5 protein-coding genes are annotated in these 12901 nt (G+C 39.3%); all 5 read right to left on the bottom strand.

Annotation, left to right across the window (positions count from 1 at the left end; genetic code table 11):
• Positions 1-26 precede the first annotated feature (26 nt).
• Positions 27-1628 (bottom strand): GEVED domain-containing protein, encoded by a 1602-nt coding sequence (locus BUA97_RS04170; RefSeq protein WP_072996588.1) that lies wholly within the window; start codon positions 1626-1628, stop codon positions 27-29.
• A gap of 145 nt (positions 1629-1773) precedes the next feature.
• On the bottom strand, positions 1774-4029 hold the full coding sequence (locus BUA97_RS04165; protein ID WP_072996587.1) for a GEVED domain-containing protein: 2256 nt from the start codon (positions 4027-4029) through the stop codon (positions 1774-1776).
• A 163-nt stretch (positions 4030-4192) separates the two neighbouring features.
• On the bottom strand, positions 4193-6205 hold the full coding sequence (locus BUA97_RS04160) for a T9SS-dependent choice-of-anchor J family protein (RefSeq protein ID WP_072996586.1): 2013 nt from the start codon (positions 6203-6205) through the stop codon (positions 4193-4195).
• A 176-nt stretch (positions 6206-6381) separates the two neighbouring features.
• The gene (locus BUA97_RS04155) at positions 6382-8001 is read right to left on the bottom strand and encodes a T9SS-dependent choice-of-anchor J family protein (RefSeq protein ID WP_072996585.1); all 1620 of its coding nucleotides are present in this window, start codon (positions 7999-8001) and stop codon (positions 6382-6384) included.
• Between the two features lie 196 nt (positions 8002-8197).
• The gene (gene dnaE / locus BUA97_RS04150) at positions 8198-12844 is read right to left on the bottom strand and encodes a DNA polymerase III subunit alpha (protein ID WP_072996584.1); all 4647 of its coding nucleotides are present in this window, start codon (positions 12842-12844) and stop codon (positions 8198-8200) included.
• Positions 12845-12901 lie beyond the last annotated feature (57 nt).

The following is a 12901-nucleotide window of genomic DNA, read 5'->3' as shown; positions in this document are numbered from 1 at the left end:
GGTCTGAGTATTAATTTTAAAAAGAATTATTTCTTAATAGCTTTGAAAGTTTTAACGCTTCCGTCTTCCATTTTAAGGTTTACAATGTAAAGTCCTGTTTTCAGGCTGGAAAGGTTCAGTTCTGCAGCCGGAGCCAGAGATTTTACTTCTCTTCCTGAGATATCGCTTACAGAGATAGATTTCACACCTTTCACGTCAGAGATGTTAAGAACATCTTTGAATGGGTTAGGGAATATGGAGATCTTACCTTTGTTCACGTCAGAAACTGCAAGAGCATCTTTGTAGTCGATTGTATAATCTTCTACCTGTCCATTCTGCATGTTTCCACAAGCTGTTTCTAAAGATGGGTGGATTGTAGTTCCTGAGAAGTTATATTTTATTCTCATTGTCTTTTTACCAAAAGCAACACCGGAAGGTATTGTGATATCACCTGTTACAGTTACTGTACTAGGTACCCCAACAGTTCTTCTCATTGTTGGAGTAGTGTTAAAGTAAGATTCTCCTGCGTCATCGAAATCACCGTCATTATTCCAGTCGATGAAAACTGATATTGCCCACCCGTTAGCCGGATTTGTATTATTGTTACCTGTTACGGATAATGGTAGAGTGGAAACAGTATTCAATACAGGGAATTCAATGTTCGTGAAATTCTGATGTACCGGGAAAGATCCGATGCCTACAGCTGATGCATCAGAAGTATTGGTTACACCTGCAAAAGTAACGGATTTTATAGGTGCAATTGCTGTTGGTGCGATAGAAGTCAACGGACCACAGTGTCCAACTGTGCTGTTGGTTGTGAAAGTAATCTCCTGACATCCTACAGCATCCCCGACGTTATTGGTAGGGACAACTTTTGCGTAGTAAGTTGTATTAGCAAGAAGCGGCGTGTTTACCACATTCACGCTACCGATAACAGTAGTGTTTAAAACATCTGATGCTCCACTTGTAGTACCAATCATCAGTTTATACTTCGCTGCGTTTTCTACACCTGTCCAAGTAAATCCTACAGTACCTGCGGCAACTGTACTTCCGTTTGTAGGGTATGTAAATGCCGTACAATTAGGAACTGCTGTTGCAATTTCTTGTTTTACCACAATATCATCAACATACAGAGCTCCGGAAGTACCTCCAGTAGCTTCCAGCCATGTTCCAATACCATATACGCCTTCCGGATCAAAAGTTCCTGCAGGTATCGAACCTGTTACAGTTCCACAAGTGGTAACTGCTCCTGACGTCAGGCTTACTCCAGTACCTACGGGATATATTGTCCAAAGTCCTGTTTCATCATCTTGTTTTGCGTACATGACATAGAGCGTTCCTGTAAGACCTGTAGCTTTTTTGTATTTGAAAGTTACATTAACTTTTTGACCATTGTCAGTTTGTCCCGTGAAATCGCTGATGTCTAAAAGTTCAGCCATCCATCCTGTTCTTGGGGTAGCTGTGCTGTAGTTCAGTACTCCAGATCTGGCACCGCTACAAAAGTTTACAGTATTAAAACCAGCTGTACCCTGTGCTCCGAAAAATGTCCATCCGGTAAGGTCATCACTTTCGAAATCTTGGCTGAAGTCGTACTGAGCATTCACACCAATACCTAATGCCAACAGGCAAGAGAATAGAATTTTTTTCATAATGTTATAAATTTATTAAAACTGATACGAATATAAAGTTTTTTTTTATTTGTGAAAAGAATATTAACATTAAAAGCGGTTTCCGATTGGATATAATAAAAAAGCCGTTCTAAAAGAACGGCTTGATTTAAAATTTAATCTGGGATTATTTTTTAATTGCTTTGAAGGATTTTATGCTTCCGTCTTCCATTTGAAGATTAACGATATATAATCCTTCTTTCAGACTTGATAAGTTAATTTCTGCAGATGGTGCAAGAGTTTTAACTTGTCTTCCAGACATATCATTTACTGAAATGGATTTCACACCTTTCACATCAGAGATTCTAAGTACATCTTTGAATGGGTTAGGATAGATTGCTACATTAGCTTTGTTGATATCTGATGCTGCAAGGGTACCTTCTGGTACAATGTTCACTGTGTAATCCTGTGTTCTTCCCTGACCGGTTAAGTTTCCGCAAGCATTTGCTGCACCAGGGCCAGATGTAGATCTTTGTAATCTAACTCTCATACGAGTGTTTCCTATAACCGCATTTGAAGGAATAGCAATGTTTCCGCTTGCGCTTGTAGTACCACTAGTAGTCAATACTGTGTATTCCGTTGTTTCAAAAGTACCATTGTTGTTTGAATCTACCCAGACTCCTACTCTGTCGTTTGCGTTACCACTTGCGATAGCTACGGTCATTGTGTAGGTTCCGTTAGCTTCTACGTTGCCTGTAACGCTGGTGAAATCTTCGTAACCGCCAGTTACTGTTGTTGCTGAACTTGGGTTGTTGATTCCTCCAAAGTTAACATTAGAGATTCTATCAGCATTCACTGTACCGTGAGTTGCTGTACAATAAGTCCAGCTGGTTCCAGTTGTAAAAGATATTTCCGAACAACCTGTAGCATCACCCAGAGTGTTTGTAGGGACAACTTTTGCATAGTAGGTAGTATTTTTGCTAAGGTTAGTTAAAGCAAAACTTGTAGTTGTAGCAACAGTACCATTGACAACATTTGTTCCGCCAGCTGTGGTTCCTACATATACTTTATAACTGTCTGCCATAGTGTCTGCGTTCCAGGTAAGTGTTGCAGAAGGAGCAGATACTCCTGTTGCCAGATCTGCAGGAGCTGTAATCGTAGTACAGCTAGGTAGTGCAAGCGCAGCTATGTTAACTGTGAAATCCCAAGCTTGTCCATATCCTGATGCTTGTCCGCCACAAGGAATCGGTGTTGCCTGGTAGTCAACTCTTATTCTCATTCTGGTATTTCCTATCAATGCTCCGGAAGGAACTGCGATATTTCCGGTTGCCTGTTTTGTAGAGTTGCTATATGTTAATATCGTTCTTTCGCCATCTTCGAATGCTCCATTTTGATTAGCATCAATCCATACCGCTACAATATCACCTGTATATCCTGTACCCATAGTTACTGTAATTGGGTATGTTTTTCCAGCGATTACATGACCTGTAACTCCTGTATTATCCACATAAGCTGCTGTTGAGGATGTTGTCTGATTGATGTCTGCAACTACAACTTTGCTGAATTTTTCGTCAACAGTTGTTGATGTAGGAGTACAATAAGCCACTGTATTATCTGTGTTGAACATAATGCCTGTACATCCAGTAGCATCTCCGTTAGTATTTGAAGGTACTACCTTTGCATAATAAACAGAATTTTTAGCTACAGGAACATAATGGTTTGTAACACCTCCTGTGATAACGCCATTGTATACATCAGAACCGCCAGCTGTGGTTCCGACTGTCAGTTTATAACTTGTTGCCGTTGGAGCAGCAGCCCAAACAATATTAGCCATACCTGACCCTATAGTAGAATTATTTGCAGGAGCGGTAATTGTTGTACAGTTTGGAGCAGTAGTAACTACATCCTGTACAATGGAAATATCATCCATGTAGATGTTTCCGGTTCCTGATGATCTAACGTAAAATGCCCCTACAGCATATACCTTTCCAGCTTCCAATACGCCGGCAGGAATTGTACCTGTAACAGTTGAGCAGGTTGTTATTGCTGCACTTGTTAACGAAACGCCTGCGGCGATAGGTGTTATGTTCCATATATCTTCAACTTCATCATATTGAAACAGGGTGAGATACAATGTTCCAACAGGGCCACTTGCTTTTTTGTACTTTATTGAAACAGTAGCAGCTTGGCTGTTGTTGGTTTGGGTAGGTTGCGCAACTTCCAGTTCGTCCAGCATCAGCATCCATCCAGTCTGAGGAACAGCTGCAGTAGGTGAAATCTGTCCGCCAAATCCTCCGCTACATGCAGCAGCGGCAGTAATAGTTCCGGTACCGAATTGTCCATAAATGGATACATCAGTCTCTTCGAAGTTTCCTAAATAATTGTATTGTGCGCTGGCGCCAATACCTAGTGCTAAAAAGCACGATAGTAAAAATTTCTTCATAATTATTTATTGTTTAACACTTCACAAATCTAATAATTATTTTGAATAAATTGTGATTTATAATATTTAATATTTATAAAAATCATAATTTATTTATAAAGTATGTAATTTTAAAAAAAAACCCACTCGTTTATAGAGTGGGTTTTTATTCTGAAATTTTAACTTATTTTTTTATAGCCTTAATAGCTTTTGTATTTCCATCTGTCATATTCAGGTTTATGATATACATTCCGGATTTCAATTCGGAAAGATTAATTTCTGACGAAGGGGATAGTGTTTTAACTTGTCTTCCGGCCATGTCAACAATCGAGATTGATTTAACGTTTTTCACATCCGAAATATTTACAACATCTACAAAAGGATTAGGGTAAACCGCAATGTTTGCTTTTTTGATATCAGATACTGCTAAGCTTCCTAGCGGTACAACTTCTATTGTATAGTCTTCTGCTTGTCCCCAATGTGATGTTCCTCCTGTGTTTGCGCATGGATTCTGCATGTTGGTTGTAGCGTTTGAAGAAGGAGGATTTCCGCCATAAACAGCTTTTATTCTCATACGTACTTTTCCTAATGGAGCGGTTGAAGGTACAACTAAGTTTTTGGTTACAATATTAGCAGTGTTAACGCCTAAGCTTCCAGGATTGAAGAAATAATTATCTGAAGTTGTATAGTAGCTTTCACCTGCATCTGCAAAATCACCGTCGTTGTTCCAATCTATAAATACAGTATAATAATGTCTTAAAGATGTACTCGTTGTATTAGAGTTAACACTGATTTCTGTAGTGCCTCCCTGTTCAACTTTAAATTCTTTGCTTAAAAACGCTTCGTGAGAGGGAGTGCCTGCTACAACTGCGGAAGATGTATTGGCTGTATTGTATTTAAAGTTAACATAGGTAATTGGCTCTGGTGAAGAATAAGTTACCGGTCCACAGTAAGGAGCGACAGGATTGCTTCTTGTAGTGAAAGAGTAAGTAGCGCAGCCTTGTGCTGAGCCGTTTGCATTTTTCGGAACTAATTTCCAATAATATGTTGTTTCAGCAACTGTTGTTGTTACACTGTAGGTTGTAGCTGTTGCAGAAGGAGATGCTAAAAGTGTCAGAGATGCAGGGTTTGTGCCAAAATACAGATCATAACCTGTTTGTGGTAATCCGCTGTTTGGTGCTGCCCACGATAAAGCTGTCGGGCCATAAACGACACCTGTAGCAGTATCGGCGGGTGTCATATTGATTGCGCATCCAGGAAGAAGAGACCCCGTTGTGAATGAAAAGACTGCGCAGCCGGCTGCTGATCCGTTGGCGTTCTTAGGAACCGCTTTCCAATAATAGGTTGTGTTGGCTGCCAGAGTAGTTGTATTTGAGTATCCTGTTCCTATTACATTTGCAACAAACGTAGTGGGATTAGGATTTGTGTCCATATAGAAATCATATGACTCTGCGCCTGAAGAGGATGTCCATGTAAAAACAGTTGATGCGGCGGAAACATTTGTTGCGGCATTGGCTGGTAAGCTTAGCGATGCACAGTCCGGAACTGTTGTACGGTTAGTTGTAGAGGTAACCTTGAAATCATCTACAGCAAAACCGAACTGATCATCAGAAGTACACTGAATAGCAAGGTATACCTGTTGTCCTGCGTAAGCACTTAGATTATAAGTGTATTCATACCAGGTTGCATCCGAAGGAGTGGTTGTGACTGCTGCCAAAGGAGTGAAGTTTGCCACGGCAGTTCCGGATGTTGAGACGTATACTCTGAATTTTTCTGCGCCATATTGCGCATCACAGGATTTTGCCCAGAAGCTGAGGGTTCCTCCGTCAGATGCTAATTGAATCTGAGGTGTAATCATCCAGTCATTAGACCACGGAGTAGATGTTGCTCCGAAAGATACCATTGTTTTAGCTCCGGATTTTGCGCTCCAATCTGATGTTGATGAAGGCGTCATTGCTGGAGTGGTAGCTGTGGAATTGAATACCTGAAATGACTTTGCAACTCCGGTGTTAGGGAATTGAATACCGTTGAATCCATAAGTTGTTTTAGCATCAACGTCTGTCAGTGTCCAACTACCAACCGTAGAGATTGCGAAATTGGCGTAGCTGTCAAAATTGTCATGGAAAACTGTGTGTTGTGCATTAGAAAAGGAGCTAAATCCTAATCCAACAATTAAAGGAAGTAAAAGTTTTTTCATAATTATTTATTTTGTTTAACATTCAAACAAATGTAATAATTATTTTTAATAAAATGATATTATTTTTATAATTATAATAAGGATATTTATGTATTTGGGTATATTAAATAATTTGTTGTCTTCTTTAAAAAAGAAAAACCCACTTGTAAAGTGGGTTTTCAATTGCTGTTTTTTAATTATTTTTTTATTGTCTTGAAAGTTTTAGTGCTTCCATCTTCCATTTTAAGGTTTACTATATATAATCCTGCTTTTAAGCTGGAAAGATTAAGTTCCGCAGATGGAGCGAGAGATTTAACTTCTCTTCCTGATGCGTCATTTATGGAAATAGACTTAACATGTTTTATGTCAGAAATGTTTAGAATTTCTCTGAAAGGATTTGGGTAGATATATACCTTGTTTTTATTGATCTCTGATGCTGACATTGTTGGCGATACAATGTTAAGTGTGTAGTCTTCTGCTTGTCCGTATCCTGAGGTTCCGGTTGTAGCGGCGGCTGTTGTTCCACTGGAAAAACAAGGACTCAGATAATGTGTTGTGGAGTTTGCATTGCTTGCGGAGATATAGTTTTTCTTTATTCTCATTCTAGTATTTCCTAATGTAGCTGTTGCTGGAATGGTTATGTTTGCTGTTACTGTTTTTCCGTCGATTCCTGTTGAGTTATATAGTTGTAGCATCGTAGCGTTAGTTCCAAAAAGAGTTTCGCCTGCATCTGCAAAATCACCATCTTTATTCCAATCTATAAATACAATAAATCTATCATAATATGTTCCTGTTGTATTTCCTTGCAAGGTAATTGAGTATGTTTTACTTTGTTCTACTGTTGCAACTTTTGTAGTATAGTCTTCATGTGAGGCTGTAGAGGTGGCTGCAGATGAGTTGGTCATATCGGAAAAAACAACAGAAGTAATTGGTTCTATTCCACCACTGAAGGTTAAACTGCCATTGCAATAAGGAGATAAAGGGTTTGCTTTAGTGGTAAAATTGTAAACTGTACTACATCCAGTAGAATTTCCCGCTGAGTTAACGGCAACAACTCTCCAATAATATTTGGTTCCGGCTAAAATAGGATTATTAGTAGCGGTGCCAAATGCTGCGGTTGGATTTACGTAATTACCAATCTTAGTTGATGGAGTAGTGTTTGTATCCATGTATAATTCGTAGTAAGATACCGATCCTCCTGTAGTTGGGGCTGTCCAGATTAGTGTGGTTGCGTTATTGTCAATGTTTGTGGCATTGTCAGCTGGAGATGCCAGGCCGGGGCAATCTGGGGCTATAGTTGGAGCGCTGTCACTAACCACATTGTCAAACAGCAGTCGGAACTTGTCTGTAGAGGTAGCATGGAATCCAACGTAAATGGTTTGTCCAAGATAAGGCGTGAGATCAAGGATAACTTGTGTCCATGCATTTGGAGCAGGTGCGTTCGCTTTAATGAAAGTTGTGAAAGCTGCAGCGGTTGCGGTAGTAGTAGAAATTTTCACATCATAATTTTCTACATAAGCAGGGTCTTGGTTTTTAACAAAAAATGTTAACCTGTCATTAACTCCTGCGGTTACAGTAATGGCAGGAGTTACTAAATAGTCGTCATGCGCAGTTGCATCATAATTGATCTGAGCTGCATTTGGTGCTGACAGAACAGACCCTGGTGCTCCGGCATCGAAAATGAAGGTGGATGTGCCTCCGCCATTAATAACTGTCCAGCCTGCGGGTGTGCTTGTGCTGGCATCAAAATTTTCCGAAAATTGTGCTTTAGCCAATGTTCCTAGAGTCAAGAGACTTAAAAATAACTTTTTTTTCATAATTATTTAATTTATAATTTTAAGTCAAATATAATTACATTAATTTAATTAATTACAAAAAATATTAATTATTTTATATATAAATGCAAAATTATTTATTTATTTAATAATATTATTTTATTTTTATAAATAATAAATCCAACTAGGAATATCTAGTTGGATTATGTAAAAATTTTATATTATTATAATTAATACTTTAATTCAAAAAAACCTCATAATTATTAATCTGATGGATGACTTCCAGCAGATTTTCGTTGATGTTGATATGATGCTGCATCGATACAACTTCCAAAACAGACTGGTCATCGGGATTTTTTATAAAAAAGTTTAATTTTTGCTCACCCTGATTCTGAATCAGTTTTTCCCGGAAGAATTCTATATCATTTTTCCTCAATGATTCTAGCGGAACGACGATCGAAAGACTTTTTGCAAATCTGTCAAAAGCTTCTTTCAGCTCCAGAACATCATTCACGTTTACAAAAACACGCCCGTCTTTGCCTTGAGAAAATTTGATTTTCATAATGACAAAACGCTGTACTTCCAGCTTGTCCTTCAACCGCATATAATCCCGGTCGCCCAAACGGAAAGAATAAGAGCCTGTGTAATCTTCCAGCATAACAAAAGCTACTTTTTCGCCACTTCTAAAACCGTCTGCCACACGATATTCTGTGATCAGCCCGGCAACAGTGTATTCTTTAGTATTATCTTTTTCGTTCTGACGATCCTTCCAGCTTTTCTTTTCCTCAAATAATTCAGGCGATTTATTGGGGAATGCAATATCTTTAAATGCCTCTACTTCATCCAGATTCAGAAAGTTGAAATTGCCTTTTGGCTCGGCTTTCACCGTTATTTCTTCTATGATTTCATCTTCCAGACCGATTTCATCAGACACAATAATTTCAGGAATCTCATCGTCCGGAATACTATCTGCTTCCAGAATCGGTACTACCTCTTCCAATACGATTTCTTCTTTTTTCTCTTCCAGAACTGCTTTTTTAGAAAGTACCCCTTGCATAAACTGAAACTGATATTTAAATTCATCGAGCGGATGCGCAGAAAGATAGAATCCGATGATTTCTTTTTCACGGTTCAGCTTATGCATATTCGGCCATTCTGCACATGGCAAAAGTTTTGGTTGTTCGATCTGGACTTCTTCTGCAAAATCTGCAAAAAGTGAATTTTCCATTTCATTTTTACTTTCCTGAAAACTTTGACCGTATCGCAAAAGCCTTTCCAGATTGGTTCTTCCGGATGAATCGATATCAAAATACTGTCCACGATGATAAGAGTCGAGTTCGTCAAACGCACCGGCAATCACCAAACTTTCCGCCACTCTTTTATTGGCTTGAGAAGACGGAATTCTTTCAAAGAAATCATAAATATTTTTAAATCTTCCATTTTGACGTTCTCTTGTAATCGCCTCACTCGGACCTTCTCCAATTCCTTTGATAGCTCCCAATCCGAAACGGATCTGGCCTTTGTCATTTACAGAGAATTTGTATTGAGATTCATTCACATCCGGACCCAGTACATCCACGCCAATCGCCTTGCAATCTTCCATGAACATAGTGATGGAGGCCGTGTTGTTGATATTATTACTCATTACGCTTGCCATATATTCTGCAGGATAATTGGCTTTCAAATAAGCGGTTTGATATGCGATCCACGCATAACAGGTTGAGTGCGACTTGTTGAAGGCGTATTCTGCAAAAGCTTTCCAGTCGTTCCAGATTTTTTCGAGCCGTTCTTCATTGAGATTGTTTTTTCGTCCGCCTTCTATGAATTTCGGGTACATTTTATTCAGAACATCAATCTGCTTTTTACCCATTGCTTTTCTCAGCGTATCGGCTTCACCTTTTGTAAAATTGGCCAATTTCTGAGACAGAAGCATAACCTGTTCCTGGTAAACCGTGATTCCGTAAGTTTCCTCCAGGTATTCCTGGGTTTCAGGCAAATCATAAATGATTTCCTCGGTGCCGTGTTTTCTGTTGATGAAATTCGGGATATATTTAATTGGGCCAGGTCGATACAAGGCATTCATTGCAATCAAATCTGCAAAAACTGTCGGTTTCAGTTCACGCATATACTTTTGCATGCCCGGACTTTCATATTGGAAGATCCCGATTGTTCTTCCTTCTTTGAATAACTGATAAGTTTTGGTGTCATCCAGCGGAATTGCATCCGGATCAATGTTGATTCCGTGTCGTTCTTTGACAAGCTTAACTGCATCTTTAATAATCGTTAAAGTTCTCAGTCCCAAAAAGTCCATTTTTAATAAACCGGCACTTTCCGCCACCGAGTTATCGAACTGGGACACAAGAATATCTGCATCTTTCGCCGCAATTGTAATCGGAACCAGATTGCTGACGGGTTCCGGCGTGATGATCACACCACAGGCATGGATTCCGGTATTCCGGATACAGCCTTCCATTTTCTTGGCACTTTCCAGCACAGAAAACCTTGAGTCGTTCGGATTACCGAGAATTGCTTTCATTTCATCCACCAACTGTTGGTCTTCTGGCTTCAGCTTGTCGTATTTGGTCAAAGCTTTTCCGATGTTCATTCCCGGACTTGGTGGAATTAGTTTCGCAATCATATTCGTCTCAGGTATTGAAACATCCAGGACTCTTCCTGCATCTTTAATGGCTGATTTTCCGCCAAGAACGGAATAAGTTATAATCTGTGCCACTTGATCCTGACCATATTTGTCCACCACCCATTTTATGATTTTATCGCGGCCTTCGTCATCAAAATCGATATCGATATCAGGCATCGAAACCCTTTCCGGATTCAGGAATCTCTCAAAAAGCAGATCATATTTAATCGGATCAACATTGGTGATTCCGATACAATAGGCGACCGCAGAGCCTGCAGCAGAACCTCTTCCCGGACCAACCCAGACACCCATATTTCTGGCTTCATTACAAAAATCCTGAACAATCAAAAAGTAACCGGGATAACCAGTGTTGGCGATTACATCCAGCTCAAAATCAAGTCTTTCCCTGATCTCATCTGTGATCTCCGGATAGCGTTTTTCTGCACCAGCATAAGTCAGATGCGTCAGATAAGCCATCTCGCCACGTTTTCCGCCATCTATATCATCTTCCGGATTGATGAACTCCTGAGGAATATCAAATTTCGGCAGTAAAACATCACGCTTCAATGTGTAAGGCTTGAACTTCACTAAAAATTCTTCATAAGCTTCAAAAGCATCAGGATAAGCCAGGAAAGTTTCCTTTAATTCATCAGAATTCTTGATATAATATTCATCCGTTGTCAGGCCTTTTCTTTTTCCAAACCCTTTTCCGATCGGAGTTGACAATTTTTCGCCGTCTTTGATGCAGCTCAAAATATCCTGAATATTGGCATCGCTTTTATTAGTATAAAAAGTCTCATTCTGAGCCAGGATTTTAACATTGTATTTATCTGAGAATTGAAGTAAAACCTCATTCAGGTGTTCTTCTTCCGGCAGTTTATGATTCTGGATCTGAACATAAAAATCATCACCAAATGTGTTCTTCCACCATTGGAATAATTCCTCACCACGCTGTTCCCCGATATTTAGGATTGTGCTTGGGATGTCACCATTGATGCCTGATGTAAGTGCAATTAAGCCTTCTTTGTATTGTGAGATCAATTCTCGGCTGATTCTGGGAACACCAAAATAAAATCCTTTCTGAAAACCAATGCTCGATAATTTGACTAAGTTTTTGTAACCGTTAAAATCTTTTGCCAGCAATACCACCTGTGTTCTTCTGTCCGGGTCATCTTTGGTAAACTGTTTTTGCTCATATCTTTCGGAGATGTAAAATTCGCAGCCAACGATTGGTATTAAAAGATTTGAGTTGGGCTCTTCTTCGTTTAGAGTTTCGCCTTTTTCTTCTGATTCCTGTTTTCTGGTGAGATATTCCTTATGTTTTTTGCTGATGTCAGAATTGGCACTTTCTACAGCAGACACAAACTTAAAAGCGCCCATCATATTTCCCAAATCTACCATGCCGACGGCCGGGAAATTATCTTCTTTAGCTTTTAAAATAAGGTCATTGATATTGGTAGTTGCAGTCAAGGTCGAAAAAACACTGTGGTTGTCAAAATGGAAATATTTTCCCAGATCGATTTCGTCCACACTTCCAAAATCAGTTTGCTTTTTCTTGTTGTTGAAGCTTGCAACCTGTCTTCTGATAACGATTCCGAAAGGTTTTATCGGATTGGGATTGGCTAATTGATATTCCTTTAGTTTCGATTCAGGAATTTTTAGAATATCTGAAGGAATTATGCCGATTCTCATCATTTCGAAAAAAACCTGGGCGGTTGCGTTAACGTCAGCCGCTGCATTGTGCGCTTCATCAAATTTGTGTCCGTATAGTTTTTCGTAAAGTTCTTCCAGCTTAGGGGACTTATATTTCCCGCCTCGTCCGCCTTCCAGTTTGCAATAATCTGTTCCCAGAATCATTGTGTCGGCTTTTGGCTTTTCCTGAAGATTGTCAGTGATGTTTTTCCGATAAAATTCGGCACCAACGATGTTGTAGTCGAATTCTACATTGTGACCGGAAACAACTCTAACTTTTGCCAGAACCTGTGAAAATTCTTCCAGAATGTCCTGAAGATCTCGTCCTTCTTCATTGGCTATTTTTGTAGTAATCCCATGGATTCTAGAAGCATTGAAAGGAATATCATAACCTTCCGGCTTGATGATGTAATCTTGATTTTCTATCAGATTTCCATTGTCATCATGCAGTTGCCAGGCAATCTGAACCATTCTTGGCCAGTTGTCTGAGTCTGAAATCGGAGCGTTGAAATTTTTTGGTAAACCGGTGGTTTCTGTATCGAAAACTAAATACATCTACATAAGAAATTTGTGTAAAGTTACAGTTTTGAAAGACACGAAAAAAGTCAATGC

Source organism: Epilithonimonas mollis (genome assembly GCF_900142325.1).
Taxonomy (GTDB): Bacteria; Bacteroidota; Bacteroidia; order Flavobacteriales; family Weeksellaceae; genus Epilithonimonas; species Epilithonimonas mollis.
This window is presented reverse-complemented; position numbering and strand designations above follow the sequence as displayed.

What these genes read in the sequence shown, in the direction of transcription:
- BUA97_RS04170 (WP_072996588.1), bottom strand. Translation starts at nt 1,628, where the DNA reads ATGAAAAAAATTCTATTCTCTTGCCTGTTGGCATTAGGTATTGGTGTG.
- BUA97_RS04165 (WP_072996587.1), bottom strand. Translation starts at nt 4,029, where the DNA reads ATGAAGAAATTTTTACTATCGTGCTTTTTAGCACTAGGTATTGGCGCC.
- BUA97_RS04160 (WP_072996586.1), bottom strand. Translation starts at nt 6,205, where the DNA reads ATGAAAAAACTTTTACTTCCTTTAATTGTTGGATTAGGATTTAGCTCC.
- BUA97_RS04155 (WP_072996585.1), bottom strand. Translation starts at nt 8,001, where the DNA reads ATGAAAAAAAAGTTATTTTTAAGTCTCTTGACTCTAGGAACATTGGCT.
- dnaE (WP_072996584.1), bottom strand. Translation starts at nt 12,844, where the DNA reads ATGTATTTAGTTTTCGATACAGAAACCACCGGTTTACCAAAAAATTTC.